The organism is Agrilactobacillus fermenti (genome assembly GCF_021030645.1).
Taxonomy (GTDB): Bacteria; Bacillota; Bacilli; order Lactobacillales; family Lactobacillaceae; genus Agrilactobacillus; species Agrilactobacillus fermenti.
In genome coordinates this window covers 1-24,573 of record NZ_JACGCJ010000003.1, presented here as the reverse complement: position 1 = coordinate 24,573, position 24,573 = coordinate 1, and the positions used below count along the sequence as shown (strand labels likewise).

43 protein-coding genes and 1 pseudogene are annotated in these 24,573 nt (G+C 39.8%); 3 read left to right on the top strand and 41 right to left on the bottom strand.

The features are described from left to right. Positions 1-14: 14 nt before the first annotated feature. The 4 genes and pseudogenes from FHQ08_RS01395 to FHQ08_RS01380 all read right to left on the bottom strand — a co-directional run bounded on the left by FHQ08_RS01395 (position 15) and on the right by FHQ08_RS01380 (position 2,207). Positions 15-1,010: a LacI family DNA-binding transcriptional regulator gene (locus FHQ08_RS01395; protein WP_230912596.1), complete on the bottom strand. Its 996-nt coding sequence runs from the start codon at positions 1,008-1,010 to the stop codon at positions 15-17. Positions 1,011-1,278: 268 nt separating this feature from the next. Next, positions 1,279-1,496 (bottom strand): annotated as a pseudogene (locus FHQ08_RS01390) (MFS transporter); the annotation flags it as partial. 184 nt (positions 1,497-1,680) lie between these two features. Beyond that, positions 1,681-1,932: a hypothetical protein gene (locus FHQ08_RS01385; RefSeq protein ID WP_230912595.1), complete on the bottom strand. Its 252-nt coding sequence runs from the start codon at positions 1,930-1,932 to the stop codon at positions 1,681-1,683. A 65-nt stretch (positions 1,933-1,997) separates the two neighbouring features. Then, entirely contained in the window at positions 1,998-2,207 is a 210-nt protein-coding gene (locus FHQ08_RS01380) for a hypothetical protein (protein WP_230912594.1), read from the bottom strand. A gap of 284 nt (positions 2,208-2,491) precedes the next feature. Here FHQ08_RS01380 and FHQ08_RS01375 point away from each other — a divergent pair, with 284 nt between their 5' ends. Further along, positions 2,492-3,199: an AzlC family ABC transporter permease gene (locus FHQ08_RS01375; RefSeq protein ID WP_230912593.1), complete on the top strand. Its 708-nt coding sequence runs from the start codon at positions 2,492-2,494 to the stop codon at positions 3,197-3,199. Continuing rightward, on the top strand, positions 3,186-3,512 hold the full coding sequence (locus FHQ08_RS01370) for an AzlD domain-containing protein (RefSeq protein ID WP_230912592.1): 327 nt from the start codon (positions 3,186-3,188) through the stop codon (positions 3,510-3,512). The genes FHQ08_RS01375 and FHQ08_RS01370 overlap by 14 nt, the downstream gene beginning before the upstream one ends. 229 nt (positions 3,513-3,741) lie before the next feature. Here the strand turns inward: FHQ08_RS01370 and FHQ08_RS01365 are convergent, their stop codons facing one another. The 37 genes from FHQ08_RS01365 to rpsJ all read right to left on the bottom strand — a co-directional run bounded on the left by FHQ08_RS01365 (position 3,742) and on the right by rpsJ (position 23,574). Beyond that, positions 3,742-4,527, bottom strand: a complete 786-nt coding sequence (locus tag FHQ08_RS01365) for a sulfite exporter TauE/SafE family protein (protein ID WP_230912591.1) — start codon at positions 4,525-4,527, stop codon at positions 3,742-3,744. A gap of 125 nt (positions 4,528-4,652) precedes the next feature. Further along, the gene (locus FHQ08_RS01360; RefSeq protein ID WP_230912590.1) at positions 4,653-5,141 is read right to left on the bottom strand and encodes an AAA family ATPase; all 489 of its coding nucleotides are present in this window, start codon (positions 5,139-5,141) and stop codon (positions 4,653-4,655) included. Positions 5,142-5,371: 230 nt separating this feature from the next. After that, positions 5,372-5,764, bottom strand: coding sequence for a 30S ribosomal protein S9 (gene rpsI / locus FHQ08_RS01355; RefSeq protein ID WP_230912589.1), 393 nt, complete (start codon positions 5,762-5,764; stop codon positions 5,372-5,374). Positions 5,765-5,780: 16 nt separating this feature from the next. Continuing rightward, a complete protein-coding gene (gene rplM, locus FHQ08_RS01350) occupies positions 5,781-6,224 on the bottom strand; it encodes a 50S ribosomal protein L13 (RefSeq protein WP_230912588.1) in 444 nt (147 codons plus the stop codon). A 125-nt stretch (positions 6,225-6,349) separates the two neighbouring features. Beyond that, on the bottom strand, positions 6,350-7,093 hold the full coding sequence (truA, locus tag FHQ08_RS01345) for a tRNA pseudouridine(38-40) synthase TruA (RefSeq protein WP_230912587.1): 744 nt from the start codon (positions 7,091-7,093) through the stop codon (positions 6,350-6,352). A gap of 9 nt (positions 7,094-7,102) precedes the next feature. Next, the gene (locus tag FHQ08_RS01340) at positions 7,103-7,897 is read right to left on the bottom strand and encodes an energy-coupling factor transporter transmembrane component T family protein (RefSeq protein WP_230912586.1); all 795 of its coding nucleotides are present in this window, start codon (positions 7,895-7,897) and stop codon (positions 7,103-7,105) included. Then, positions 7,890-8,762 carry an energy-coupling factor ABC transporter ATP-binding protein gene (locus FHQ08_RS01335; protein ID WP_230912585.1) on the bottom strand — a complete coding sequence of 291 codons (873 nt, stop codon included), beginning with the start codon at positions 8,760-8,762 and terminating at the stop codon, positions 7,890-7,892. The genes FHQ08_RS01340 and FHQ08_RS01335 overlap by 8 nt, the downstream gene beginning before the upstream one ends. After that, entirely contained in the window at positions 8,738-9,574 is an 837-nt protein-coding gene (locus tag FHQ08_RS01330; protein WP_230912584.1) for an energy-coupling factor ABC transporter ATP-binding protein, read from the bottom strand. The genes FHQ08_RS01335 and FHQ08_RS01330 overlap by 25 nt, the downstream gene beginning before the upstream one ends. A gap of 198 nt (positions 9,575-9,772) precedes the next feature. Beyond that, a complete protein-coding gene (gene rplQ, locus FHQ08_RS01325) occupies positions 9,773-10,153 on the bottom strand; it encodes a 50S ribosomal protein L17 (protein WP_230912583.1) in 381 nt (126 codons plus the stop codon). A gap of 21 nt (positions 10,154-10,174) precedes the next feature. After that, positions 10,175-11,113, bottom strand: coding sequence for a DNA-directed RNA polymerase subunit alpha (locus FHQ08_RS01320; RefSeq protein ID WP_230912582.1), 939 nt, complete (start codon positions 11,111-11,113; stop codon positions 10,175-10,177). 84 nt (positions 11,114-11,197) lie between these two features. Beyond that, on the bottom strand, positions 11,198-11,587 hold the full coding sequence (gene rpsK / locus FHQ08_RS01315; protein ID WP_230912581.1) for a 30S ribosomal protein S11: 390 nt from the start codon (positions 11,585-11,587) through the stop codon (positions 11,198-11,200). 24 nt (positions 11,588-11,611) lie between these two features. Further along, complete coding sequence (gene rpsM, locus FHQ08_RS01310; RefSeq protein WP_230912580.1) at positions 11,612-11,977, bottom strand: 30S ribosomal protein S13; 366 nt, start codon at positions 11,975-11,977, stop codon at positions 11,612-11,614. 25 nt (positions 11,978-12,002) lie between these two features. After that, positions 12,003-12,119, bottom strand: a complete 117-nt coding sequence (rpmJ, locus tag FHQ08_RS01305; RefSeq protein ID WP_057823560.1) for a 50S ribosomal protein L36 — start codon at positions 12,117-12,119, stop codon at positions 12,003-12,005. 32 nt (positions 12,120-12,151) lie between these two features. Next, positions 12,152-12,370 carry a translation initiation factor IF-1 gene (gene infA / locus FHQ08_RS01300; RefSeq protein ID WP_035452983.1) on the bottom strand — a complete coding sequence of 73 codons (219 nt, stop codon included), beginning with the start codon at positions 12,368-12,370 and terminating at the stop codon, positions 12,152-12,154. A gap of 122 nt (positions 12,371-12,492) precedes the next feature. Further along, complete coding sequence (locus FHQ08_RS01295) at positions 12,493-13,149, bottom strand: adenylate kinase (RefSeq protein WP_230912579.1); 657 nt, start codon at positions 13,147-13,149, stop codon at positions 12,493-12,495. 10 nt (positions 13,150-13,159) lie between these two features. Continuing rightward, positions 13,160-14,458, bottom strand: a complete 1,299-nt coding sequence (gene secY / locus FHQ08_RS01290) for a preprotein translocase subunit SecY (protein WP_230912578.1) — start codon at positions 14,456-14,458, stop codon at positions 13,160-13,162. Beyond that, positions 14,459-14,899 carry a 50S ribosomal protein L15 gene (gene rplO / locus FHQ08_RS01285; protein ID WP_230912577.1) on the bottom strand — a complete coding sequence of 147 codons (441 nt, stop codon included), beginning with the start codon at positions 14,897-14,899 and terminating at the stop codon, positions 14,459-14,461. It abuts the gene before it with no gap. A 22-nt stretch (positions 14,900-14,921) separates the two neighbouring features. Then, the gene (gene rpmD / locus FHQ08_RS01280; protein ID WP_230912576.1) at positions 14,922-15,107 is read right to left on the bottom strand and encodes a 50S ribosomal protein L30; all 186 of its coding nucleotides are present in this window, start codon (positions 15,105-15,107) and stop codon (positions 14,922-14,924) included. 14 nt (positions 15,108-15,121) lie between these two features. After that, on the bottom strand, positions 15,122-15,625 hold the full coding sequence (gene rpsE, locus FHQ08_RS01275) for a 30S ribosomal protein S5 (RefSeq protein ID WP_230912575.1): 504 nt from the start codon (positions 15,623-15,625) through the stop codon (positions 15,122-15,124). Positions 15,626-15,643: 18 nt separating this feature from the next. Further along, on the bottom strand, positions 15,644-16,003 hold the full coding sequence (gene rplR, locus FHQ08_RS01270; protein ID WP_230912574.1) for a 50S ribosomal protein L18: 360 nt from the start codon (positions 16,001-16,003) through the stop codon (positions 15,644-15,646). Positions 16,004-16,043: 40 nt separating this feature from the next. Beyond that, a complete protein-coding gene (gene rplF, locus FHQ08_RS01265; RefSeq protein ID WP_230912573.1) occupies positions 16,044-16,574 on the bottom strand; it encodes a 50S ribosomal protein L6 in 531 nt (176 codons plus the stop codon). Between the two features lie 19 nt (positions 16,575-16,593). Further along, on the bottom strand, positions 16,594-16,992 hold the full coding sequence (rpsH, locus tag FHQ08_RS01260; RefSeq protein WP_230912572.1) for a 30S ribosomal protein S8: 399 nt from the start codon (positions 16,990-16,992) through the stop codon (positions 16,594-16,596). A gap of 30 nt (positions 16,993-17,022) precedes the next feature. Then, positions 17,023-17,208, bottom strand: coding sequence for a type Z 30S ribosomal protein S14 (locus tag FHQ08_RS01255; protein ID WP_230912571.1), 186 nt, complete (start codon positions 17,206-17,208; stop codon positions 17,023-17,025). A gap of 12 nt (positions 17,209-17,220) precedes the next feature. Continuing rightward, positions 17,221-17,763, bottom strand: a complete 543-nt coding sequence (gene rplE, locus FHQ08_RS01250; protein WP_230912570.1) for a 50S ribosomal protein L5 — start codon at positions 17,761-17,763, stop codon at positions 17,221-17,223. Between the two features lie 24 nt (positions 17,764-17,787). After that, the gene (rplX, locus tag FHQ08_RS01245; protein ID WP_230912569.1) at positions 17,788-18,099 is read right to left on the bottom strand and encodes a 50S ribosomal protein L24; all 312 of its coding nucleotides are present in this window, start codon (positions 18,097-18,099) and stop codon (positions 17,788-17,790) included. A gap of 37 nt (positions 18,100-18,136) precedes the next feature. Beyond that, positions 18,137-18,505 carry a 50S ribosomal protein L14 gene (gene rplN, locus FHQ08_RS01240; RefSeq protein WP_230912568.1) on the bottom strand — a complete coding sequence of 123 codons (369 nt, stop codon included), beginning with the start codon at positions 18,503-18,505 and terminating at the stop codon, positions 18,137-18,139. 24 nt (positions 18,506-18,529) lie between these two features. Continuing rightward, a complete protein-coding gene (rpsQ, locus tag FHQ08_RS01235; protein ID WP_230912567.1) occupies positions 18,530-18,805 on the bottom strand; it encodes a 30S ribosomal protein S17 in 276 nt (91 codons plus the stop codon). A gap of 22 nt (positions 18,806-18,827) precedes the next feature. After that, entirely contained in the window at positions 18,828-19,022 is a 195-nt protein-coding gene (gene rpmC / locus FHQ08_RS01230; RefSeq protein ID WP_230912566.1) for a 50S ribosomal protein L29, read from the bottom strand. Then, on the bottom strand, positions 19,012-19,446 hold the full coding sequence (rplP, locus tag FHQ08_RS01225) for a 50S ribosomal protein L16 (protein WP_230912565.1): 435 nt from the start codon (positions 19,444-19,446) through the stop codon (positions 19,012-19,014). The genes rpmC and rplP overlap by 11 nt, the downstream gene beginning before the upstream one ends. A gap of 2 nt (positions 19,447-19,448) precedes the next feature. Further along, positions 19,449-20,111, bottom strand: a complete 663-nt coding sequence (rpsC, locus tag FHQ08_RS01220) for a 30S ribosomal protein S3 (protein ID WP_230912564.1) — start codon at positions 20,109-20,111, stop codon at positions 19,449-19,451. Positions 20,112-20,123: 12 nt separating this feature from the next. After that, complete coding sequence (rplV, locus tag FHQ08_RS01215; protein WP_230912563.1) at positions 20,124-20,483, bottom strand: 50S ribosomal protein L22; 360 nt, start codon at positions 20,481-20,483, stop codon at positions 20,124-20,126. Between the two features lie 16 nt (positions 20,484-20,499). Further along, a complete protein-coding gene (gene rpsS, locus FHQ08_RS01210; RefSeq protein ID WP_230912562.1) occupies positions 20,500-20,784 on the bottom strand; it encodes a 30S ribosomal protein S19 in 285 nt (94 codons plus the stop codon). A 33-nt stretch (positions 20,785-20,817) separates the two neighbouring features. Then, entirely contained in the window at positions 20,818-21,648 is an 831-nt protein-coding gene (rplB, locus tag FHQ08_RS01205) for a 50S ribosomal protein L2 (protein ID WP_230912561.1), read from the bottom strand. Between the two features lie 20 nt (positions 21,649-21,668). Beyond that, the gene (gene rplW / locus FHQ08_RS01200; protein ID WP_230912560.1) at positions 21,669-21,953 is read right to left on the bottom strand and encodes a 50S ribosomal protein L23; all 285 of its coding nucleotides are present in this window, start codon (positions 21,951-21,953) and stop codon (positions 21,669-21,671) included. Beyond that, a complete protein-coding gene (gene rplD / locus FHQ08_RS01195; protein ID WP_230912559.1) occupies positions 21,953-22,576 on the bottom strand; it encodes a 50S ribosomal protein L4 in 624 nt (207 codons plus the stop codon). The genes rplW and rplD overlap by 1 nt, the downstream gene beginning before the upstream one ends. Positions 22,577-22,598: 22 nt before the next feature. Next, on the bottom strand, positions 22,599-23,231 hold the full coding sequence (gene rplC, locus FHQ08_RS01190; protein WP_230912558.1) for a 50S ribosomal protein L3: 633 nt from the start codon (positions 23,229-23,231) through the stop codon (positions 22,599-22,601). A gap of 34 nt (positions 23,232-23,265) precedes the next feature. Then, positions 23,266-23,574, bottom strand: coding sequence for a 30S ribosomal protein S10 (rpsJ, locus tag FHQ08_RS01185; protein ID WP_230912557.1), 309 nt, complete (start codon positions 23,572-23,574; stop codon positions 23,266-23,268). Between the two features lie 274 nt (positions 23,575-23,848). On the opposite strand from rpsJ, the gene FHQ08_RS01180 reads away from it, so the two are divergent. Next, positions 23,849-24,412, top strand: coding sequence for a cysteine hydrolase family protein (locus FHQ08_RS01180; RefSeq protein WP_230912556.1), 564 nt, complete (start codon positions 23,849-23,851; stop codon positions 24,410-24,412). Positions 24,413-24,573: the final 161 nt, after the last annotated feature.

Here is a 24,573-nt window from a genome sequence, read left to right as displayed (position 1 = left end):
CCCTAAGCTGCTAATTATTGTGTCCACACCGATGATCGTTCAATGATCCGGTGGGGAATGATCAAGTTACTGACGAATGTTTCAGCATGGTCTTGAATGGCTAATCTAGCCACCTCTTCACCTAATTTTACCGGGAAAACTTCCACCGAAGTTAGCATCGGCCGTGCGACGCGGGCAAAAATAGAATTATTGAAACTAATTTGCGAAATATGGCGTTTCAGATCTAGCGGCACCAAAGCCTGTTGAACCGCCAAAGCCTGCATGTCATCAGTTGTGATCAATGCCGTGATCTCAGGTTTCAAGGCCATGATGTGACGCAATTGTGTTTGCAGCTGCTCATAATCATCATTGATTTGAAACGCATGCTGGGGTAGACCACTTTGTTGCATTGCCCGTTGATAACCCAATAAGCGATCCGCTTGAACCATCTGGGATAAATCACTATATAAGAAACCGATCGCCCGATGACCTTGCTTTAAAAGATACGTGGTCACATCTGTGCCAGCGAGGATATTATCGTTGTCCACATAAGGCATAGCTTGGCTATTTTCAAAGGGTTTACCCAAGATAACATAACGTAACCCCAATTGTTGCAATATTTGCAAAATAGGATCGTTTTTTTGTGAATACAGCAAGATAAACTGTCGAATTTTATTTTGCTGGGCCATCATTGTGATCGTTTGTTGTAATTCTTGAATATCATCACCCGTCGCAACTGCCGTTAAATAGTTATTTTGACTGCAAATATGATTGATACCTTGAATCAAAGCCACAAAAAATGGATTTGAAAAAACCATTGCTTGCGTGGCTGGCAGGATTACACCAAGCGTCATCGTATGCTGTAAGGCCAAATTACGCGCATTCGAATTTGGTACGTAACGCAATTTTTGCATTGCTCGTAAAACTTTTTTCTGTGTGGCCGTGCTAATCGCCGGATTATGATTTAACACTCGAGATACCGTAGATGCCGAAACATTAGCCAAACGGGCGACATCTTTCAAAGTTGTCATCTGCTTTACCCCCATATCTTAAAGGTAAGCATAAAACAAGTCAGTCATTAATACAACCGATTTCATAAGCTTAATCATATGAAAAAAGCTAGCAATCGATTCGCAGCTTACGGCTAACAACCAGTCGCCAAATACTAATTAAATCAGCTGCCAAACAAAGCACCATCGAAACCGCAAAAGCTAGCCGCATCCCAGTCAGAAAGACAGCGGGCTGATTCGGTAAATAAGTGGTTACTTGCCGACCCGCAGCCAGACTCATGCCCCAAAAACGTCCAAAAAATAATAACCGGGCACACATAAAAATCAAATAAATACGACCCATTCTGCTTGATTCACTGGAACTTTCAAGCCTTTAGAAATTTGCGGCATCGCAATATTAACAATGCTAGCATCTAAATTAGACATAAAAGAAAACAGCCCGATTGCGACCAAGATCACCCACCGATATTGATGTGTTTCAGTTACTGTTCCAAGAGTATTAGCCATTATTTCATCCCCCACTTATTTATCAGTTCATATTATATAGAGATTTGTAAAATATACATGAACTTTAACTTGTCTATACGGATAATTAGGCAAAAAAATAAGCCCAAGAATAACGATCTATTCTTGAACTTATTTTTACTGTGGCCTATTTTGTTTTTCAACCAAACTTCCTGGTATCACAGAATTATTTTTTCGATGATTTTTTAGCTGTTTTACCAATCTTGCGAATATGCTTAAAATTAACGATTGTCTTGTACTTCAGGTCTTCAGCAATGGTGCGTTGCTCAGGCTCATAGTCATCGATCGTCACTAAAGCAGAATTCGTATAGACTTTAGAAACTGTTCCTTTAAATGACAGCGGAACATCTACACTCTTGCGTACTGTTACTTTATCGCCAATAGAAAACTTTGGGGTTTCTTTTGTTTCGTCATCCATTTGGTAGCCTCCTCTTACTCATATGATAAAAGGAAAACAAATAATAGTAAACTTTTTTGCCATAATTAGTGTCGCACTGGCTCAACATTAATACGCACAGGTGCATTCAAGTCGATACTCTCTGAATAAGCCCGTAACAGGTGCACACGCATTTGCATCTTAGCTTCTTTTTTTGACATATTGTGACAAATGCGTTTCTCAGCAATCGCCTTGCCAAGATTATTTTTAAATAACCCTGTCACTTCATAATCTTGGATCCGTTCACCGAATAACATTGCGATACCTCCTCCGAATTTTTATCCACGAGAGATATTTATAACACCTTTTTGAAGCAAACACAATAGTATTTTCTTTTAACTTTATATTTGTGCTTTAATGCCTCAAAGAAATGGAGAATACAATCATTTTTAACATTAAAAACACTTTTTTAAAATTGTCATCACCATAATGGAACCAATTTTATAATTAATTTAAGCTTAAATTTCAATTTGAATTTCTTAATAATAATCGGTAAGATAAATATTAACTCTTAATTCTATCAATAACGGAAGTGACCTGAATGGATGATGTTTTAGATGCAAGAACGGGCTTGAAAGATACACTACCAACTGTCTTTGGCTATATCGGTATTGGTCTTGCTTTTGGTATTGTTGGCAAGGCTTCTGGTTTAAGTCCTCTATTGGTAGCGTTAATGTCAGCCATCACATACGGTGGCTCGGCACAATTTGTAATGGTTAGTATGTTGGTTTCTCACAGTACCCTGCTTTCAATTATCTTAGCAGTCTTTTTGGTAAACGCGCGAATGATCCTCATGAGTATGACTGTAGCGCCTTATTTCCGGCAAGAACGTACATGGCATGTTGTTTTGATAGGCAGTCTTTTAACTGATGAGACGTTTGCACTCAGTATGAATAAATTAAATCGAACTCAAAATACACTTTCTTTCCCGTGGTTCAATACTGCCAATCTCACCGCCTATTTTACGTGGATCATTGCCTCTTTGATTGGCGCATTGCTGGGTAATTTCATTACTGATCCCAAACGATTTGGTTTAGATTTTGCCTTAGTCGCTATGTTTATTGGTTTATTATATCTTCAAATTATCGCGGATCAGAGTATGAAAAAAGCTTTACAACTGACGGTCGTGCTAGTCACTTGTATTCTGATGTATATCGGTCTGATTTTTATACCAAGTAATTTCTTAGTTTTAGTAGTGACGCTGTTAAGTTGTGGCTTAGGGATGGTGATCAAGCATGTCCTCTTTTGAATTTACCTTTTGGACGATTGTTGGTTGTGGCCTTGTGACCTGGCTATCACGTATTATCTCATTTATTCTGTTGAAAAAATTTAGATTGCCAACCAGTGTCATTGAATTTTTAAGTTTTGTACCCATCGTGATCATGTCTGCCTTATGGTTTGAAAGCCTATTTCATCAAAATCTAGGTCATTTGCCCCAAGTAGATGTGGGCAATATGCTGGCTTCTTTACCCGCCATTTTAACTGCAATTCTGACTAAAAATCTATTGTGGATCGTCATTATTGGTATCTTATCCTTGGCATTGATCCGTTTGGTAATCTAATGAAACAATCCGAACTATCTGTTTCAAAATTAAACAAATATAATCAGATAGCCAAAAGTAGCATACATTAACAGTTATATATCACTTATCATTCGTAAAAATCGCTATATTAACTATGTGCCCAGCACAAATAAAAAACTCAAACACAAGCTAAAAAATGGCTGTTCAACGGATCCTCCCCCCCCGCTGGACAGCCATTTGGCATTGCTATCTTTTAATCACCATGACATTATTTATAAGCTTTATAGCCTAAATATGCCGCTAAACCAAAAGCTGTCAAAGCGATCAATGTGCGTAATAAACGAACATTAACATGACGAACAATAATTGGACCGGTATAACCGCCAACCAGTAATCCAGCACCTAAAGGTAAAACCAATAGCCAGTCAATATGTGATTTAAAAATAAAAATAATCGTTGCCACAAAATTACCGGCAAACGCGATCACGTTTTTCATCGCGTTGATCACTGCAAAACGTTCAGTCGTAATAATAGATAGGATGGCTAGGAAAATAACACCACCAGCTGCCCCAAAATAGCCTGTATAAGCCCCTACAATAAAAATACCGATCATACTTAAGGTGTTAGCCCAACGACCACGCTTCGCGGCCACGGGTGCTGACGTTGCCAAAGAGGTGGACTTATTTTTTTGACGTCCAGAAAGCAATAATAGCAGTCCCGCCACAAAAATAAAAAAGGGTACTACTTTTTCAAACGAGGCAGCTGGCGCAATCAGCAACAACCAACTGCCAAACATACTACCAGCGATGGCAATAATGACTAGTGATACTAATTGACGCCAATGTCCTTTCAATTCACGTAAAGAAGATACCGTTGAGCCAATACCTGAAAATATCAATGCGGTCGTGTTCGTTACATTAGCAATCACAGGTGGTACCCCCACCATCAATAATGCCGGGTAAGAAGCCAACGATGCCAAGCCGGCGATTGAAGCTAACAGACCGGCAATGAATCCGGCCAAAATCAAAAATAAAAATGTTCCTAAAAGTGTCATCAATTTTGCTCCCTAATATCTCAATTTCAAACTTGCAATTAGATTTGTTTATTTTGCGCCAAAAATAGCACCCTTACTTAAACAGGGAATCACTTAAATGGGCCGTCTTTTATCTTACTATTTTTTCAAGGAATCCGCTCTAAAATCCATTGGACAATCTTTGTTTGTTGCCAAATTTGTGGGATCACTTTTTCTTCTGGAATATCCAAAGTGTCGTGAGACAACCACCAACGTTTTAATTCCGCTTCACCAAATTCAGCAATTTTAGCGCGGCCTTGGTGTCGCTGGACAGTTTCTTCAAAAGGCAAATCATAGTAATAGGCCTGTGTATGATCTGCTGAACGCACAAGTTGGCACAACATCTGTCCATAAACCTCCTTAGAAAGGATACCCTCAATGATCGTATTTTGACAATGTGCGAGCCCATAAGCAGCTATCTCTTGTATTAAGTTAATCGACAAATTGCCAGCACGATCATTGGTCGCTAACATCTCGCGTCGAACGACATCTTGGGAAATCAATAATGTCTTTGAACCCAGATGCTTTTGTATCAACTTGGCAGTGGTTGTTTTCCCACTCGCAGAATTGCCACGTATAATAATTAGATTTGCCATTCATCATCATCCTTTGCATTTGAGTATAGCAAAAAGCACCACACTTTTATATCTAAAGTGATCGATTGAATAGACATAAGGTTAAAGCCTTTTGATGAAATAGAGTTATTATTTACTTATACGTCTTGCATGTCCATACCTCGTAATTTTTAGAAGTCCTTTGTACCTAATTGTACAAAAAAACACTTTCCAAAGATTGGAAAGTGCCAAGAGCGTTGATATAAAAGATATTAACGTTTTGAAAATTGTGATGCTTTACGAGCTTTCTTAAGACCTGGTTTCTTACGTTCTTTCATACGAGGGTCACGAGTTAACATGCCTGCACGTTTCAAAGGACCACGAAAATCAGGATCAACATCTAGTAAAGCACGAGCAATCCCATGACGGGTTGCACCAGCTTGACCAGAGAAACCGCCACCTTGAACATTTACAAAAATGTCATAACTACCAGCAGTTTCAGTGATGTCTAAAGGCTGTTTCATATCAGCAATTAAATTTGAATATGGAATATAATCTTCAACGTTGCGATTGTTCATAACGATCTTGCCTGAACCAGGAACAAGACGAACACGAGCAACTGAATCTTTACGACGGCCTGTGCCAGAATAAGATACTTGAGCCACTACAATTCCTCCTTAATTAAATTAATTTAGTGATGTCTAAAGTTTCGGGTTTTTGAGCTTCATGTTTGTGTTCAGCATCTGCATAAACATGTAACTTTAAGAATTGTTGGTGACCCAAGCTATTCTTTGGTAACATCCCTTTGATTGACATTTCAACTAAACGAACTGGATTATTTGTTAACAATTCACCAGCAGTTGTGGTCTTTAAACCACCTGGATGATTACTGTGGTGTTGATACAATTTGTCAGTAAATTTACGGCCAGTTAATTTTAACTTAGAAGCATTGATAACGATCACGTTATCGCCTGTATCCATGTTAGGTGTGAATGTTGGTTTATTTTTACCACGTAAAATTGAAGCCACAACAGCAGATAAACGCCCTAAAGCGATATCAGTTGCATCTACAACATACCATTTACGTTCAATTTCGCTTGGTTTAGCCATATACGTTGTACGCACGATTATTTTCCTCCATTTTTCGAGTCGATGTTTGACACTCAATAAGTTCCGGGGCTTATCGTGGGGCAAACAATACCGTTTACTAGTCTACCTAAAATTGATAACTTAGTCAATGCTTTTTCCCGTTAATAGTAGACTTTTTTCAAATACAAGCCACTAGCTGGTGCTGTGCTCCGTGCTTGCTGCCGGTCTTTAACTGCATATAAACGTAAGAAGTCGTGGACATCGCGGCGGCCATTACCGATTTCTAATAAGGTTGCTACCAAAATACGCACCATATTATATAAAAAGCCATTGCCATAAAACTCAAAGTGCAATTGATTTGACTCAGGAACATCCAGCATCGTTGCTTCATAAATCGTCCGAACTTTATACTTGATCACACCACCGGAAGCTGCAAAGCTTGTGAAATCATGTGTTCCCTGCACATCTGCTAGTGCGGTTTGAATCCGGGTTAAGTCCAGCGGATATGGATAATGTCCGGCATAGTGTCGCGTAAAGGGATTGGTGTAACGTCCCCGATCCACTTTGTAGAGATACCGTTTACCTTGTGTACTAAACCGGGCATGAAAATCTTCACTGACAATTTCACTTTTCAAGATCTCGGTATCTAGTGGCATTAAAGAATTTAGTGCGCGCAACATATTGACCGCCGGAATATTTCCCGGGTAATCAAAATGAACAACTTGGCCGAGCGCATGGACCCCTGAATCAGTTCGCCCCGAACCATGGACAGTCACGGCTTGTCCTTTAGTCATTTTGAACAAAGCCCGTTCCAACACGCCTTGCACTGTCCGCTGATTAGGCTGACGCTGAAAGCCTGCAAAATCAGTGCCATCATATGCTAGTGTTAATTTATAACGTGTCATAAAGCACTCCTAGTTTCGTAAAATAAATAATAGGCCCGTCAAAAGTAGCATGACTGCCCAGGCTATATTATCGCGGCGAGCCCAGGTTAATTTCCGATAACGTGTCCGCTCACCTTCACCGCTATAACCTCTTGACTCCATTGCTGTCCCTAAATCACCTGCACGTGAAAAAGTATTGACGAATAATGGAATCAATACCGGAATCATCGCTTTGATTCGTTTGATCAATCCACCATCGCTAAAATCAACACCGCGAGCACGCTGGGCGTTCATAATGGTGATCGTTTCGTCCATCAATGTTGGCACAAAGCGAAGTGCCAATGAAATCATTAAGGCAATCTGATCAATGGGAAAATGTATTCTTTTCAAAGGACTCAATAAAGATTCAATCGCATCGGCAATCATCAATGGCGCTGTCGTCAACATTAATAATGTGGACATCAAAATGATCATCATAAATCTCAAAAATACGTAAATACTGCTTCTGATGCCATATTGACTTAATGCGAACGGTCCAAATGACCAATAAATATGACCACCCCGAGTAAGAAATAACTGAAAAAAGACGGTGATCAGAATTAACAGAAATAACGGACGTACACCGTTGAAAAAGAATTTCTGATTAATACCGGAGCTAAAAATCACACCAAAGGTAAAAGCTAGCAACAAAGCATAACTTAAGACATTATTAGCGAAAAATATAATAACAATAAAATAAAAACTAATGCTGATTTTGGTGCGGGGATCGAGTCGATGTAACCAAGTATCTCCAGGTAAATAACGCCCTAAGATCATCTTATTCATGTTTGACGCTCCCTTTTCCAAAATACGTCGTTAATGCTTGAACTAAATCTGCTTCTGTTAACGGCAGTGAAGGTAGTTTGAGCCCTCTTTGACGTAAACTTAGCGCAAAACTAGTTGCTTGCGGTACCCCTAATTGGTGTTGTTGAATAAATGTTTCATCAAAGAAAACATCTTCAGGATGACCTGTCCGGATTAATTGCCCTTGTTCCAAGACATAGACTTGCTCTGCAAAATTAGCGACATCTTCCATTTGATGTGTTACCAAAATAATTGTAATGCCTTGTTCCTGATGTAACTGTGCAAATAAAGCCATCATGTCTTTGCGGCTTTGGGGATCTAACCCTGCCGTAGGTTCATCTAGAACCAAGACTTCTGGTTGCAATGCTAAGACACCAGCAATTGCTACTCGCCGCATTTGTCCACCTGATAAATCAAAGGGTGAAATATTAAACAGTTCATCACTTAAGCCAACTTTAGCTAACATTTGATGTGCTAAATCTAAACTGTCTGATTCGGAAACGCCAAAATTTTGCGGTCCAAACGCAATATCTTTGCCAACTGTTTCTTCAAAAAGCTGATGTTCCGCAAATTGAAAAACAATCCCCACACGGTGTCTAATTTCCTTTAGCCGCTTATTGTTCGTCTGAGCCGTTATTTCACGATCCTCGATTTTTACCTTACCCGTTGTGGGCTTCAATAAAGCGTTCAGATGCTGCAGTAAAGTAGACTTACCACTACCGGTATGTCCAATAATAGCCGCGTATGTGCCCTGTTTGATTGTCAAATTGATGTTTTTTAAACCAACACTCGCAATTGGAGTATTTGCATCATATATATAACTCACATTTTGGAATTCAATGTCCATAGTGCTTCTATCAACTCACTTGAATTTAAGTATCCGTCTGGTAGCTTCAATCCTTGATGTATCAAGGCCTGTTTAATTCGTTGCGTAAATGGTGCATCTAAGCCGATCTTTTTTAACAGTTTGGGCTGCGAAAAAACCTTAGAAGGCGTCCCGCTGGCAATAAGCTCACCATTGTTTAATACTAATACACGGTCGGCTAATGCCGCTTCTTCCAAATCATGCGTCACAGAAAGGATCGTATTATGTCGCCGTGCTTGTAGTTGTTGGACAGTGGCGATAACTTGCTTCCGGCCATCAGGATCCAACATGCTGGTGGCTTCATCAAGAATAATAATATCAGGTGCCATCGCAATGATTCCGGCTAGGGCAACTCGTTGTTTTTGACCACCTGATAAATGTGCCGGTTCTTGGCGTTCATATGCCAACATGTCCACAGCCGCCAAGGCGTCATGCACCCGTTGATGCATTTCAGCATAAGGCATCGCACGATTTTCAAGTCCAAAAGCGACATCATCTGCTACAGTTGCCCCAACGAACTGGTTATCAGGATTTTGAAAAACAATGCCAATTTTACGGCGAATGTCCCAGACAGTTGCTTCAGCCAAAGTTACACCCTGAACGATAACTCGACCCTTTGTAGGCGCTAAAATACCGTTTAAATTTTTCGTCAATGTACTTTTGCCACTGCCGTTATGACCAACGATGGCTACCCATTCACCGGCTTCAATTTGAAAATTTATATCTTTAAGAATATAATCTGTTGCCTCACTCGAGTATTTGAAATAAAGATTTTGTACTTCTAAACTATTCATATTAACAAGATATCCCTTTAAGCTTTTACAGTGATTTAGTTAATAATATCATAAAACCCACTGTTGCCGTAAAAATATGCATAAAAAAATCATTCCTGTGAAACATCAAAAGATGCTTTCGAACTAGACTAGGTTGCCCATCATCATAACGTCCTATCACAATTGGAATGATCCATTTATATTATTTAATTGAATACCTTAGACGAATTCAATAATTGCCATTGGCGCACCGTCACCACGGCGAGGTTGTGTCTTTAAGATACGTGTGTATCCGCCTTGACGATCAGTATAACGAGGTGCAATGTCACTGAACAGTTTTTGTAAAGCGGATTGAACGATGACTGAGTCTTCCTCTTCACGAATATCAGCAACTTCGTCACGAACGAAACTTGCAGCCAAACGACGAGCATGCAAGTCACCACGTTTACCTAAAGTGATCATTTTTTCAACAGATTTGCGAATTTCTTTGGCACGCGTTTCTGTTGTTTCAATGCGTTCATTGATAATTAAATCAGTTGTTAAGTCACGTAACAAAGCTTTACGTTGTGAAGAATTACGACCTAATTTACGGTAACCCATGTAGTGAACCCTCCTTTGAAATTAATCTTCCTGTTTGAGTGAAAGTCCCAAGTCAGAGAGCTTGTTTTTAACTTCTTCAAGCGACTTTCTACCCAAATTACGTACCTTCATCATGTCAGCTTCAGTCTTGTTTGTAAGTTCCTGAACTGTATTAATACCAGCACGTTTCAAACAATTATATGAACGAACAGACAAATCAAGTTCTTCGATTGTCATCTCGAGCATTTTCTCTTTATGAGTTTCTTCCTTTTCAACCATGACTTCTGTATTTTTAGCTTCATCAGTTAAATTAACAAAAATATCAAGATGATCCGTCAGAATTTTAGCGGCTAAACTAATAGCCTCTCTAGGATTGATGGAACCATTTGTCCAAACGTCCAGCGTTAATTTATCAAAGTCATTACGCTTACCAACACGCGTACTCTCAACTTGATAGTTAACGCGTTCAATCGGGGTAAAAATAGAATCGACTGGCAAAACACCAATTGGCATATCATCCGACTTATTCTGATCAGCCGGAACATAGCCGCGACCTTGTTTAACCATCATTCGAACGTGAAAATGGCCACCTTCAGCTACAGTACAAATATATTGTTCAGGATTTAGCACTTCAATATCGCTATCGGTGATAATGTCCCCTGCAGTTACTTTTGCTGGGCCTTCAACATCGATCTCAACTGTCCGCTCTTCTTCACTATGTGATTTTAAAGCCAGCTTCTTGATATTCAAGATAATTTGTGTGACATCTTCAAGAACACCATCGATTGTTGAAAACTCATGCAAAACACCATCGATTTGGATACTTGAAACAGCCGCACCTGGTAATGAAGATAACAAAATTCTTCTAAGTGAATTACCAAGTGTCGTGCCATATCCACGTTCTAAAGGTTCGATAACAAATTTTCCATAATTTGTACTTTCATCAACCTTAGCAATAGTTGGCTTTTCAAATTCGATCATTCTTGTCAGTACCCCTTTCAAAATGAGTGGCGTTAATTAGATATACGTTCAGAAATAATATTGACAATCTATAACCGCACCCAACTAAACACGACGACGTTTTGGTGGACGAGAACCATTATGGGGTACTGGTGTAACGTCACGAATAGCCGTAACTTCTAAACCAGTAGCTTGAAGAGAACGAATTGCTGCTTCACGACCTGAACCAGGACCTTTAACTGCAACTTCAACTGACTTCATGCCATGCTCCATAGATTCTTTAGCAGCAGCTTCAGCAGCCATTTGTGCAGCAAATGGTGTTGATTTACGGCTACCCTTAAATCCAAGCGCACCTGCAGAAGACCATGCAACAGCGTTTCCTTGAGGGTCAGTAATCATTACTAAGGTATTATTAAATGTAGAATGGATGTGTGCTACGCCAGATTCAATATTCTTGCGTACACGACGCTTACGAGATGATTTTCTTGTTGCCATTAACGGAATTTCCCTCCTTTATGCTTATTTCTTCTTACCGGCGATAGAAACCTTAGGGCCTTTACGTGTCCGGGCATTATTCTTCGTGTTTTGACCACGAACTGGTAAGCCACGACGATGACGCATGCCACGGTAAGATCCAATTTCTTGAAGCCGTTTAATGTCTAAATTAACTGCACGGCGCAAGTCGCCTTCGACACGATAATTATCAACTTCTGCACGGATTTTATCTTCTTGATCTGGTGTTAAATCACTTGTACGAACATCTTCAGACACACCAGCACTAGCTAAAATCTTTTGTGCCGTTGTGTTTCCGATACCGTAAATGTAAGTTAACGCGATCACAATACGTTTATCTTTTGGTAAATCAATACCTGCAATACGAGCCATATTGCCACCTCCTATTTATTGATGATTAGCCTTGGCGTTGTTTGTGCTTTGGATTAGCAGAGCAAATAACCATAACGCGGCCTTTTCTTTTGATCACTTTACAATGTTCACACATTGGTTTTACAGATGGTCTTACTTTCATGCTGCATCCTCCTTAAATAAATTGAAGCTTAATTACTTGAAACGATATGTGATTCGACCTTTTGTCAAATCATAAGGTGACAGTTCAACAGTTACACGATCTCCAGGTAAAATACGAATATAGTGCATTCTGATTTTACCAGAAACATGCGCAAGAATCGTTGCACCATTTTCTAATTCGACTTTAAACATTGCGTTTGGTAAAGTGTCGATCACTTTACCTTCGACTTCGATTACATCATCTTTAGCCAAGTGGAATCCTCCTTAAAACTGAACGCATAAAAATGGCGAGAGCCTTTGCACTCACCGTCGTGTCATACCGAGTAAGTATACCATATTACAAATCAAATGCAACTGGTATGCCTGCTGGCACGCTACTTGGTAAGGTTTGCCAATACTTTAGAAATATCTTTAAACACATCCGAGATATCTTGTTGGCCATTGATGGTATAAAGTAAGTCACGTGATTTATAAAAGTCGATCAACGGTGTATTCATCTTAATGTTAACATCTAATCTATTCTTAACGGTTTCAGGCTTGTCGTCTTCCCGTTGATAGAATTCATGTCCACCGCAGCGATCACAAGTACCTTCAACTTTTGGAGGATTGTAGATCTTATGATAAGTTGCCCCACAAGTCTTGCAAATAAATCTGCCTGAAAGCCGATCAACTAAGATCTTAGGATCAACATCAATATTGATGACAGCATCCAGTGGCTTGTGTAATTCTTCAGTAATCGTTTCTAATGCGTTAGCTTGGTCAATGTTTCTTGGAAAACCATCAAGCATATAACCAACCTTTGTATCCTCTTGACTCAATCGTTCCTTAACGATTGCATTGGTAATTTCATCAGGAACCAAGTTGCCTTGGTCCATAAACGATTTAGCTTTCATACCAACTTCAGTTTGATTAGCGATTGCATCGCGAAACATATCACCTGTTGAAATATGCGGAATTTCATAAGTATCTACAATTCTTTCAGCTTGTGTACCTTTGCCGGCACCAGGTAGACCCATTAAAATTAAATTCATATAAATCTCCTTAGCTCCTAATAAACCCTACGTATTCACGTTTCATCAATAAACCACTCAATTGCCGGTTCATTTCAATAGCTGCCTGAACGACAATTAAGAGACTTGTCCCACCTAGACCGATTGATTGAGGCAATCCCCAAATATTCGATGCTAACTGTGGTAACAACGCAATAACCCCAAGGAAAATAGAACCTACTGTTGACAACTTCATCAACATTGAAGAAATATATTTCTCGGTCTCTTTACCAGGCCAAACACTTGGAATATAACTGCCTTGCTTTTGCAAGTTTTCAGCAACCTTCTCAGGGTTAACTTGTACAAACGCATAGAAGAACGTAAATAATACAATGAGAACCGTATAGATGATTGCACCAGTTGTCGTCTGCATGCTAAAAACATTTTGCAAAACTTGGAACCAGTGATCTTCACTGTGGTTATTTTGAAACGCCATCAAAATAGTGGATGGGGTCACGATAAACGAACTAGCAAAGATAACTGGGATAACACCTGCAACGTTGATTTTTAGTGGTAGAAAGCTTTCACTACCGCCACCAACGACACGACGTGTATATCTAATCGGAATCTTACGATTAGCCTGTTGTACATAAGTTACAAATTGTGTAATAGCCAAAACTAAAATTACTAAGACCACAAGGAATATATAGCCTTTCCATTGATTACCCTTACCTGCATTAACGACTTGATCACGGAACAACTGATAGGAGCCGCTTGGTAATCGCGCGATAATACCGGCAAAAATAATCATGGTAATACCATTACCTAAACCTCGATCTGTAATTTGTTCGCCCATCCAAGTTAGTAACATTGTACCACCAGTCAAAATGATACCGATAATGACAAATGTTTTTGGCCCTGGATTTTTAACTAGCCCAATGCCACTTAGTGCATTAAAGCCAGCCGTGATCCCAATTGATTGTACGAAAGCAAGTACGATTGTTAAGTACCGAGTAGCTTGGTTCAACTTTCGTCGACCAACCTCCCCTTGTTTACTCCATTCGACAAACTTAGGGACAATATCCATTTGCAACAATTGAATGACGATCTGAGCGGTGATATATGGTGAGACACCCATTGAGAAGATGGAATAGTTCGTCAAACCGCCACCACTAACTGTATCTAACAATGAGATCAGGCCGGTTTGTCCAATCGAGTTCAAAGCCTTCGCATTTACGCCGGGCACCGTCACTTGGGAACCTAGACGATAAATGATTAAAATGCCCAGAGTAAAAAGAATTCGATTACGAATTTCTTTTACTTTGAAAGCATCTCTCAATGTTTTGAACAATTAAATCACCTCAATAGTGCCGCCAGCAGCTTCAACTGCTTCTTTGGCAGCTTGAGAGAATTGATTTACTTTAATGTTCAATTTGGTATTCAATTCACCCTTAGCAAGTAACTTAACACCTGATTTAGTATTTTTAACTACGCCAGATTCTTTTAAAACAGCTGGTGTAACTTCAGTACCTTCATCAAAGCGATTTAAGTCATGCAAATTAACTACTGCATATTCCTTATGGTTAATATTGTTGAACCCACGTTTTGGCATACGTCTGTATAAAGGCATTTGACCACCTTCAAAACCAAGACGTGTTTTACCACCGGAACGTGCCAATAAACCTTTTTGACCACGGCCAGCAGTTTTACCAGTACCAGATGAAGTACCACGACCAACACGCTTACGGTTATGACGTGAACCTTCGCTTGCTTTTAATTCGTGTAGTTTCATTGAGTGCACCTCCTTGTATTTATTAGTCTTCGATTGCTTCAACGCTAACAAGATGTGCGATCTTTAAAACAGCGCCTCTTGTTGCGGCATTATCAGGTTTTACAACACTGCTGCTCACACGGCCAAGGCCTAATTCCTTAACAATTTTACGTTGCGCTGGGATACGGTGAGCGGCACTGCGTCTCAATGTAATCTTTAATTGAGCCATCTGTTATGAGCCTCCTAGCCTTCTAAACTTTCGACAGAAATGCCACGAAGTGCTGCAACTTCGGATGCTGTCTTCAATGATTTCAAAGCTTCCATCGTTGCACGAATAACATTAATTGGTGTGTTGCGGCCAAGTGATTTACTTGTAACATCAGCAACACCGCCTAATTCCATGATGGCACGAACTGCACCACCAGCGGCAACACCAGAACCAGCTTCAGCAGGTTTTAACATAATCCGACCAGCACCAAAACGGCCAATAACTTCATGAGGAATTGTTGTACCAACCATTGGTACTTCAACTAAACTCTTCTTAGCAGCATCTGCAGCTTTACGAATTGCTTCTGGAACTTCTTGAGCTTTACCAGTACCAAAGCCAACGTGACCGTTCTTATCGCCAACAATAACGATTGCAGCGAAACGCAAGCGACGACCACCTTTAACAACTTTGGTAACCCGGTTGATAGAAACAACGCGATCTTCTAAATCTAAATGTGTTGGATCAATGAATGATGCCATTTACCAGTTACCTCCTTGTTAGAATTCTAATCCATTTTCTCTAGCAGCATCAGCTAAAGCTTTTACACGACCATGATACAAGTACCCACCACGATCAAATACGACAGCTTTTAAGCCTTTTGCTTCAGCACGTTTAGCGATTAATTCACCAACGGCTTGTGCTTGTTCAGTTTTGTTACCACTAGCAGTTAATTCTTTGTCTAATGTGGAGGCACTGACTAGCGTCACACCCGCTACGTCATCAATTAATTGCGCGTAGATGTGTTTGTTAGAACGGAATACGTTCAAGCGTGGGCGCTCAGCAGTACCAGAAATCTTGTTACGAACACGCATATGACGCTTTTGACGTGTCTTGTTTTTATCTGGTTTCGTAATCAAATATTTTCACCTCTATAAGTATAGTCAGCGCTAAGCTGCGTTATTTACCAGTTTTACCTTCTTTACGGCGTACATATTCGTCAACATAACGAATACCTTTACCTTTATAAGGTTCTGGTGGACGCACACCGCGGATCTTTGCAGCAAATTCTCCAATGACTTGTTTGCTGATACCACTCAAATTAATCTCAGTATTGGAAGGTACTTCGATTGCAACACCTTCTGGTGCTTCCATTTCTACTGGATGAGAGTAGCCAACATTAAGTACGAGTTTTTTGCCTTGTAATTGGGCACGGTAGCCGACACCAACAAGTGTTAATTTCTTAGTGTAACCTTCTGTTACGCCTAAAACCATATTATTCAAATTGGCACGCATAGTACCGTGTAAAGCTTTATAAGAATCATCTGGACGGTCCAGTTTGATTTCTTGTCCTTCTTGAGTGATTGTAATAGCTGGATCAAAATGACGTGTTAATTGACCTTTTGGCCCTTTAACTGTGTAATTCTCACCATCTTTAGTTACCGTAACACCTTCAGGAATATTAATTACTTTATAACCAATACGACTCACTTAATCTGCACCTCCTTGATTACCAAATGTATGCAAGTACTTCGCCGCCGACGTTCTTTTGACGGGCTTCTTTATCAGTGATAATACCGTTAGATGTTGAAATAACAGCAATTCCTAAACCATTTAATACTTTAGGAACATCATCAGCTTTAACATAATTTCTTAAACCTGGACGTGAAATACGTTTCAAACCAGTAATCACACGTTGATTATCTTTGCCATATTTTAAGAAAATACGGATGATGCCTTGCTTGTCATCGTCAATGACTTCAAAATCACGAATAAAACCTTCACGTTTTAAAATTTCTGTGATTGCAGTTTTTACTTTAGAAGCAGGAACATCTAAAGAATCATGTCTGACCATGTTCGCATTACGAATGCGTGTTAAGTAATCAGCAATCGGATCAGTTAAAGACATGTTGCGTTTCCTCCTTTAATTTAATTTATTTTACCAACTTGCTTTTTTCATGCCAGGGATTTGGCCTTCATGAGCTAATTCACGTAAGCAAATACGGCATAATTTAAATTTACGATAAACAGAATGAGGACGACCGCAACGTTCACAACGTGTATATTCTTGAGTTGAATATTTAGCAGGTCTCTTATTCTTTGCAATGAGAGATTTCTTTGCCAATGTTAAACCTCCTTATTTAGCGAAAGGCATGCCAACTTGTTTCAGAAGTTCCAAGCCTTCTTCGTCTGTATTCGCTGTTGTCACAATGACGACGTCCAACCCACGAACACGATCAACTTGATCATAATCAATTTCTGGGAAAATTAACTGTTCTTTGATACCTAATGTATAGTTACCACGGCCATCAAATGATTTTGGACTAATACCATGAAAATCACGTACACCTGGTAAAGATACATTGATCAATTTATCTAAGAAATCCCACATGCGTTCGCCACGTAATGTGACTTTAGCACCAATAGCCATACCTTCACGGAGACGGAAGCCGGCAATAGATTTTTTAGCTTTGGTGATTAATGGTTTTTGACCAGAAATTAAAGTTAATTCGTCAACGGCTTTATCAAGGTTCTTTGAATTAGATACTGCATCACCAACACCCATGTTTAAAACGATTTTTTCAATCTTAGGTGTTTGCATCACAGATGTATAGTTAAACTTTTCCATCAATGCTGGTGTAATTTCTTTTGTATATTTTACTTTCAAACGGTTTTCCATTCGTTTATTTTCCTCCTTTCAGAATTAGTTATCGATCTGTTCACCAGAGCGTTTTGCATAGCGAACTTTTTTACCATCAACGATCTTGTGACCGATTCTTGAAGGTTTGTTATCTTTAGGATCTAATAATTGTACGTTTGAAACATGAATCGCAGCTTCAACGTCAACAATGCCACCTGAAGGATTTTCATTTGTTGGTTTTTGGTGTTTTTTGATCATATTGACACCTTCAACTACAACGCGATCTTTCTTTGGTAAAACCTTAGTGACAGTGCCTTCTTTACCTTTATCTTTACCGCTAATTACACGGACTTTATCGCCGGTTTTTACAAACATCTATTTCGACACCTCCAAATCCTTTCAAGGTCTACTATTAAAGTACTTCTGGAGCTAATGACACAATCTTCATGAAGTCATTTTCACGAAGTTCACGAGCAACAGGGCCAAAAATACGAGTACCACGTGGGCTCTTATCTGGATTAATAATAACTGCTGCATTTTCATCAAAACGGATGTATGAACCATCTGTCCGGCGTGCACCTGAGCGTGTACGGACGATAACAGCTTTCACAACGTCACCCTTTTTGACAACGCCACCTGGTGTTGCTTGTTTAACAGTTGCAACGATTACATCACCAATGTTCGCAGTTTTGCGGTTTGAACCACCAAGTACTTTGATTGTAAGGATTTCACGAGCGCCAGAATTATCGGCAACTTTTAATCGGCTTTCTTGTTGAATCAATTGTGCAGCCTCCCTTCAATTAGATTATAAAGTAACAGATTTCTCAACAATTTCCAGTAAACGGAAGCGTTTGAGTTTAGACAGCGGACGAGTTTCCATGATGCGGACAATATCGCCAACTTTTGCTTCATTATTTTCATCATGTGCATAATACTTCTTAGAATAACGGACACGTTTCTTGTATACAGGATGTGCCTTGTAAGTTTCAACAACAACAGTGATTGTCTTATCAGTCTTGTCTGAAACTACACGACCTTGATATACTTTACGTTCATTACGAGTGTTTTCTGATTCGCTCAAATTGTGTCGCTCCTTTCGTTGTTTACTTGTTGAGTTCTTGTTGTCTTAAAACAGTTTTGATCCGCGCAATATTCTTGCGAACTTGTTTAAGACGTGCTGTATTTTCTAATTGACCTGTCGCTTGTTGAAAATGTAAGTTGAATAATTCTTCTTTATATTCTTTTTCTTTGGCAAGCATTTCGTCAGTGGTTAATTCTTTAATATCTTTAGCCTTCATCTGATTCGCCACCTACTTCCTCACGCTTAACAAACTTAGTCCGAATCGGCAACTTGTTAGAAGCCAAGCGTAATGCTTCACGAGCAGTTTCTTCAGGCACACCAGCAATTTCGAAAAGAATCTTTTCGCGTTTTACTGGTGCAACCCACCCTGCGGGTGCACCTTTACCGGAACCCATACGTACACCTACACCTTTTGCAGTGTATGATTTATGAGGGAAAATTCTAATCCAAATCTTACCACCACGTTTTGTGTATCGAGTCATGGCAATACGTGCAGCTTCGATTTGACGGTTAGAAATCCAATGAGATTCTAACGCTTGTAAGCCGTATTCACCGAAGTTTACTTCTTTACCGCCTTTAGCAGCGCCGCGCATTTTACCACGGAACTCACGACGATGTTTGACACGTTTTGGTACGAGCATTATTATTTTCCTCCTTCCGTTTTGTTTGTTGCTGGTTTATCAGGTAGTACTTCACCCCGATAGATCCAGGTCTTAACACCTAACTGACCATAAGTTGTTGTAGCTTCTTGCCAAGAATAATCGATATCAGCTCTTAAAGTGTGCAATGGTACTGTACCTTCTGTATGCCATTCTTTACGGGCAATATCTGCACCATTTAAACGACCAGAGATCTGAATCTTAATGCCCTTAGCACCAGCACGCATTGTACGTTGGATAGCTTGACGTTGCGCACGACGGAAAGCAACACGAGCTTCCAATTGACGTGCAACACCTTCGCCAACAAGCTTAGCGTCAAGGTCAGGTTTTTTGATTTCAATGATATTAATGTGAACTTTACGTCCCGTCAAGTTATTCAATTCTTTCCGAAGATTTTCAACTTCAGAACCACCTTTACCAATAACCATTCCTGGTTTAGCAGTGTGAATTGAAATATTAACGCGGTTAGCGGCACGTTCGATTTCAACTTCAGAAACAGAAGCATCAACTAATCGTTTATTGATATATTTACGGATTCTTAAATCTTCATGAAGAAAAGTTGCGAAATCCTTTTCAGCGTACCATTTGGCATCCCAATCTTTAATGACGCCGACGCGGAAACCAATTGGATTAATCTTTTGTCCCAAGTTATTCCCTCCTTAATCTTCTTTTTCGGATACGACAACAGTAATATGACTTGTGCGTTTATTGATTGGAGATGCAGAACCTTTTGCCCGTGGGCGGAAACGTTTCAGTGTTGGGCCTTCATTGACGAAAGCTTCACTGACAAACAGGTTTTCAGCATCTAAATCATAGTTATGTTCAGCGTTAGCAATTGCTGATTTTAACACTTTAGCAACAACGGGTGAGGCACCACGAGGTGTAAACTGCAAAATAGCCAAGGCTTCAGCGACACTTCTTCCACGAATTGTATCAACGACAAGGCGAACCTTACGAGGAGCAATGCGGACAGTTTTAGCTGTAGCTGTTGCTGATGTTACTTGAGCTTGATCTGCCATTTATATTTCTCCTTTCCTAACGGGCTACCTTTGTCTTTTTATCATCAGTACCGTGACCACGGAACGTACGAGTTGGTACAAATTCACCGAGTTTATGACCTACCATATCCTCTTGAATATAAACCGGAACGTGTTTTCTCCCGTCATAAACAGCAATGGTATAACCAATAAAACTAGGGAAAATAGTAGAACGACGAGACCAAGTACGAATGACTTGTTTCTTTTCTTGATCGGCTTGAGCTTCAATCTTCTTTAGAAGATGCTCATCTGCGAAAGGTCCTTTTTTCAGGCTGCGACCCATTATGAAACCTCCTTTTAATAATTACGAACCAGATTATTTAGTACGATGACGTACGATAAATTTCTCGGATTTAGATTTACTATTACGTGTCTTCTTACCGAGCGTCTTCTTACCCCATGGTGACATAGGTGATGGACGACCGATTGGTGCTTTACCTTCACCACCACCATGTGGGTGATCGTTAGGGTTCATAACTGAACCACGAACTGTTGGCCGGAAACCCATCCAACGTTTACGTCCAGCTTTACCAATACTGATTAATTCATGTTGTTCATTACCAACTTCACCGACAGTTGCACGGGCTGCTGATAGAACCATCCGAACTTCACCAGATGATAAACGAACTAAAGTATATTTATCTTCGCGACCTAGAACTTGAGCTGAGGTGCCGGCAGAACGAACTAATTGTCCACCCTTACCTGGTTTCAATTCGATGTTATGAACTAATGTACCAACAGGGATATTAGCCAATGGTAATGCATTACCTGGTTTAATATCTGCTTCAACACCAGATTCAACAACATCGCCAACTTTTAAGTTCTTTGGTGCTAAGATATAAGACTTGACACCATCTGCATAGTGCAGTAATGCAATATTAGCTGAACGGTTTGGATCATATTCAATAGCTTTAACAAGTGCGTTAACGCCATCTTTTGTACGTTTGAAATCAATAATACGGTACTTTTGTTTATGACCACCACCACGATGACGAACAGTAATATGTCCGTGCGCGTTACGACCAGCCGTATGACTTTGTGACTCTAAAAGCGTCTTTTCAGGTTTTGTTTTCGTGATTTCTGCAAAATCTGAAGCGGTCATATTACGACGGCCGTTTGTGGTTGGTTTATATTTAATAATTCCCACGTGACGTCCCTCCTAAATAATTAATCTTCAAAAATCTTGATTGGTTCTGAATCTTCAGTTAAAGTAACAACGGCCTTGCGACGCTTATTTGTCAAGCCTTCATAGCGGCCCACGCGTTTCTTTTTAGGGTGAACATTCATGATGTTAACTTTTTCAACTTTAACGTTGAAAATTTCTTCAACGGCCTTACGAACGGCCACTTTATTAGCATCCACATCAACGTCGAAGGTATATTTGCGATCGTCCATAGCATTCATACTAGCTTCGGTAACGATTGGACGTTTAATGATATCTCTAGCTGTCATTATGCAAGTACCTCCTCAATTTGTTGTAATGCTTTCTTAGTTAGAACTAATTTGTCACTGTTTGCGACATCTAAAACATTGACTTGATCAGCAGCAAGTACTGAAACGCCCTCAATGTTGCGTGCAGACAATGCAACTGTATCGTTGCCAGCTTCAAGTGCTAGCAATAATTTCCCATCAAGTTTTAAGTTTGCTAAAGCTTGTGTAAATTCTTTTGTTTTTGGCTTTTGTAATGACAATTCATCAACGACAACCAAATCACCATCTAACACTTTCTGAGAAAGTACCGACTTAATTGCTAAGCGACGAACTTTTTTAGGTAGCTTGTAGCCGTACTTTCTTGGAGCTGGGCCAAAGACAATACCACCGCCACGCCATTGTGGTGAACGGATAGAGCCTTGTCGTGCACGACCTGTACCCTTTTGGCGCCATGGTTTACGACCACCACCACGAACAGCAGATCTGTTCTTCGTTGAGTGTGTCCCCTGACGTTTACCAGCACGTTGCATGATGATTGCATCATAGACAACGTTATCGTTTGGTTCAATGCCGAAAATTTCATCTTTCAAATCAACTGTTCCGTTTTCAGAACCATCTTGTTTGAATAATTTTACGCTTGTCATTATTTAGCCTCCCTTCGTTTAATTATTTAACTGTTTTCACGGCAGATCTGATCGTTACAAATGAATGTTTTGAACCAGGCACATTACCTTTAATCAAAATTGCATTTTTGTCAGTATCTACACGAACGATTTCAAGATTTTGCATTGTAACAGTGTTGTTACCCATCCGTCCTGGCAAAGGTTTACCTTTGAACACACGGTTAATGATAGAACCCATTGAACCAGCAACACGATGATAACGAGAGCCGTGGGTTTCAGGACCCCGAGATTGGTTATTTTTCTTAATGTTACCTTGGTAACCATGACCTTTAGAGACACCAGTTACGTCAACAACGTCGCCCGCTGCAAAGGTATCAACCTTAACTTCGTCTCCTACTTGATAATCCCCCAGCTCGACATTTCTGATTTCTCTAATGAAGCGCTTAGGGGCCGTGTTTGCTTTTGCTACATGACCTTTCGCAGGTTTGTTGGACAAGATCTCACGTTTGTCGTCAAATCCAAGTTGTACAGCTTCGTAACCGTCTGTTTCAACAGTTTTAACTTGAAGTACTACATTTGGTTCAGCTTCAATTACTGTAACTGGGATCAATTCGCCATTGTCAGTGAAGACTTGCGTCATACCTACCTTTTTGCCTAAGATTCCTTTTCTGGTCATGAGTACACCTCCATATAATGATATAGTTTATTAATTAAAGTTTGATTTCAATGTCAACACCGCTTGGTAAATCGAGTTTCATCAAAGCGTCAACTGTTTTTGGCGTTGGGTTGATGATGTCGATCAAGCGTTTATGTGTCCGCATTTCAAATTGTTCACGTGAATCTTTGTATTTATGTGGTGCACGAATGACCGTATACAAAGTTCTTTCTGTTGGCAATGGAATTGGCCCAGAAATACCTGCACCAGTTCTTTGAGCAGTTTGAACAATCTTATCAGCAGATTGGTCTAAAATACGATGCTCATATGCCTTTAAACGAATACGAATTTTTTGCTTTGCCATCTTGTTACCTCCTTCGTCTATTATCTTTAGTAGACTAGCTCGGTGAAAATTCCCCACACACCCATGGCAATGCATCCGGGTGTGTCGCAACCTTCCACGTCTTAACTAATTACTCTTTAATAAAAGAGCACACTGATCCTTAAAATCAGCACTTTTAATATTCTACTCGAATCCCACGGATAACGCAAGTTTTTTTTGATGACCGTAATATTTTGAGTTGACAAGACAGGGGTATATCGCTTAAATTTAATCCATTAACAAAGGAGCTGATTAAATGACCACACCTAAAGCACTGATCATCATCGATTACACCAATGATTTCGTTGCCGACCAGGGTAGTTTGACGACTGGTAAACCAGCGCAAGCCTTGGATGATTTTATCTCACAACGCGCTCAAACTTACTTAGATCAAAATAACTTTATTTTTTTGCCAACAGATGTGCACGTTCCTAATGATCCCTATCATCCAGAGAGTAAACTATTCCCACCGCATAATGTTCGCAATACTTGGGGGCGCGAACTTTTTGGCAAAACTGGTATTTGGTTCTCAGACCATCAAGCGGATGATCACGTTATTTTTCTTGATAAAACGCACTATAATGCTTTTGCAGGTACAAATCTAGATTTACTGTTGCGTGCGCGCCATATTTCAGAAATTGAACTTGTTGGCGTTGTTACCGATATTTGTATTTTGCACACGGCAGTTGGTGCTTATGATTTAAGTTATGATATCACCATTCCCGAGGCTGGCGTCGCCAGTTTCAATGCGGCGGGTCATCAATGGGCACTTACACATTTTAAAGATGTTTTGGGGGCAACGGTTATTGCCAATAGTTAAAGGCGTTCCGACATAAATTAGTGCAAATAAAAAAGAGGCTGGGACATAAGTCTTTTTATACAGCCTCAAACAAAAAATTCCTTAAGATCAAATCTCAAGGAATTTTTTGTTTTTATGTAGGCACGAAGTGCCTCTCAATGTTATTCTATAAGCGACAAAAC

What these genes read in the sequence shown, in the direction of transcription:
- FHQ08_RS01385 (WP_230912595.1), bottom strand. Translation starts at nt 1,932, where the DNA reads ATGGATGACGAAACAAAAGAAACCCCAAAGTTTTCTATTGGCGATAAA.
- FHQ08_RS01380 (WP_230912594.1), bottom strand. Translation starts at nt 2,207, where the DNA reads ATGTTATTCGGTGAACGGATCCAAGATTATGAAGTGACAGGGTTATTT.
- rpsE (WP_230912575.1), bottom strand. Translation starts at nt 15,625, where the DNA reads ATGGCATCATTCATTGATCCAACACATTTAGATTTAGAAGATCGCGTT.
- rpsK (WP_230912581.1), bottom strand. Translation starts at nt 11,587, where the DNA reads ATGGCAACAAGAAAATCATCTCGTAAGCGTCGTGTACGCAAGAATATT.
- rpsJ (WP_230912557.1), bottom strand. Translation starts at nt 23,574, where the DNA reads ATGGCAAAGCAAAAAATTCGTATTCGTTTAAAGGCATATGAGCATCGT.
- FHQ08_RS01365 (WP_230912591.1), bottom strand. Translation starts at nt 4,527, where the DNA reads ATGACACTTTTAGGAACATTTTTATTTTTGATTTTGGCCGGATTCATT.
- rpmD (WP_230912576.1), bottom strand. Translation starts at nt 15,107, where the DNA reads ATGGCTCAATTAAAGATTACATTGAGACGCAGTGCCGCTCACCGTATC.
- rplO (WP_230912577.1), bottom strand. Translation starts at nt 14,899, where the DNA reads ATGAAACTACACGAATTAAAAGCAAGCGAAGGTTCACGTCATAACCGT.
- rplD (WP_230912559.1), bottom strand. Translation starts at nt 22,576, where the DNA reads ATGACAAGCGTAAAATTATTCAAACAAGATGGTTCTGAAAACGGAACA.
- FHQ08_RS01320 (WP_230912582.1), bottom strand. Translation starts at nt 11,113, where the DNA reads ATGATCGAATTTGAAAAGCCAACTATTGCTAAGGTTGATGAAAGTACA.
- rplE (WP_230912570.1), bottom strand. Translation starts at nt 17,763, where the DNA reads ATGGAAAACCGTTTGAAAGTAAAATATACAAAAGAAATTACACCAGCA.
- rplV (WP_230912563.1), bottom strand. Translation starts at nt 20,483, where the DNA reads ATGGCAGATCAAGCTCAAGTAACATCAGCAACAGCTACAGCTAAAACT.
- FHQ08_RS01375 (WP_230912593.1), top strand. Translation starts at nt 2,492, where the DNA reads ATGGATGATGTTTTAGATGCAAGAACGGGCTTGAAAGATACACTACCA.
- FHQ08_RS01340 (WP_230912586.1), bottom strand. Translation starts at nt 7,897, where the DNA reads ATGAATAAGATGATCTTAGGGCGTTATTTACCTGGAGATACTTGGTTA.
- rpsH (WP_230912572.1), bottom strand. Translation starts at nt 16,992, where the DNA reads ATGTCTTTAACTGATCCGATTGCTGATTACTTAACACGCATTCGTAAT.
- rpmC (WP_230912566.1), bottom strand. Translation starts at nt 19,022, where the DNA reads ATGAAGGCTAAAGATATTAAAGAATTAACCACTGACGAAATGCTTGCC.
- FHQ08_RS01395 (WP_230912596.1), bottom strand. Translation starts at nt 1,010, where the DNA reads ATGACAACTTTGAAAGATGTCGCCCGTTTGGCTAATGTTTCGGCATCT.
- FHQ08_RS01180 (WP_230912556.1), top strand. Translation starts at nt 23,849, where the DNA reads ATGACCACACCTAAAGCACTGATCATCATCGATTACACCAATGATTTC.
- rpsM (WP_230912580.1), bottom strand. Translation starts at nt 11,977, where the DNA reads ATGGCTCGTATTGCAGGTATTGATTTACCAAAAGATAAACGTATTGTG.
- rplX (WP_230912569.1), bottom strand. Translation starts at nt 18,099, where the DNA reads ATGTTTGTAAAAACCGGCGATAAAGTCCGTGTAATTAGCGGTAAAGAT.
- rplQ (WP_230912583.1), bottom strand. Translation starts at nt 10,153, where the DNA reads ATGGGTTACCGTAAATTAGGTCGTAATTCTTCACAACGTAAAGCTTTG.
- FHQ08_RS01295 (WP_230912579.1), bottom strand. Translation starts at nt 13,149, where the DNA reads ATGAATTTAATTTTAATGGGTCTACCTGGTGCCGGCAAAGGTACACAA.
- rplP (WP_230912565.1), bottom strand. Translation starts at nt 19,446, where the DNA reads ATGCTCGTACCAAAACGTGTCAAACATCGTCGTGAGTTCCGTGGTAAA.
- rpsS (WP_230912562.1), bottom strand. Translation starts at nt 20,784, where the DNA reads ATGGGTCGCAGCCTGAAAAAAGGACCTTTCGCAGATGAGCATCTTCTA.
- rplW (WP_230912560.1), bottom strand. Translation starts at nt 21,953, where the DNA reads ATGACAGCTAGAGATATCATTAAACGTCCAATCGTTACCGAAGCTAGT.
- FHQ08_RS01335 (WP_230912585.1), bottom strand. Translation starts at nt 8,762, where the DNA reads ATGGACATTGAATTCCAAAATGTGAGTTATATATATGATGCAAATACT.
- truA (WP_230912587.1), bottom strand. Translation starts at nt 7,093, where the DNA reads ATGACACGTTATAAATTAACACTAGCATATGATGGCACTGATTTTGCA.
- rplC (WP_230912558.1), bottom strand. Translation starts at nt 23,231, where the DNA reads ATGACCAGAAAAGGAATCTTAGGCAAAAAGGTAGGTATGACGCAAGTC.
- rpmJ (WP_057823560.1), bottom strand. Translation starts at nt 12,119, where the DNA reads ATGAAAGTAAGACCATCTGTAAAACCAATGTGTGAACATTGTAAAGTG.
- FHQ08_RS01330 (WP_230912584.1), bottom strand. Translation starts at nt 9,574, where the DNA reads ATGAATAGTTTAGAAGTACAAAATCTTTATTTCAAATACTCGAGTGAG.
- FHQ08_RS01360 (WP_230912590.1), bottom strand. Translation starts at nt 5,141, where the DNA reads ATGGCAAATCTAATTATTATACGTGGCAATTCTGCGAGTGGGAAAACA.
- FHQ08_RS01370 (WP_230912592.1), top strand. Translation starts at nt 3,186, where the DNA reads ATGTCCTCTTTTGAATTTACCTTTTGGACGATTGTTGGTTGTGGCCTT.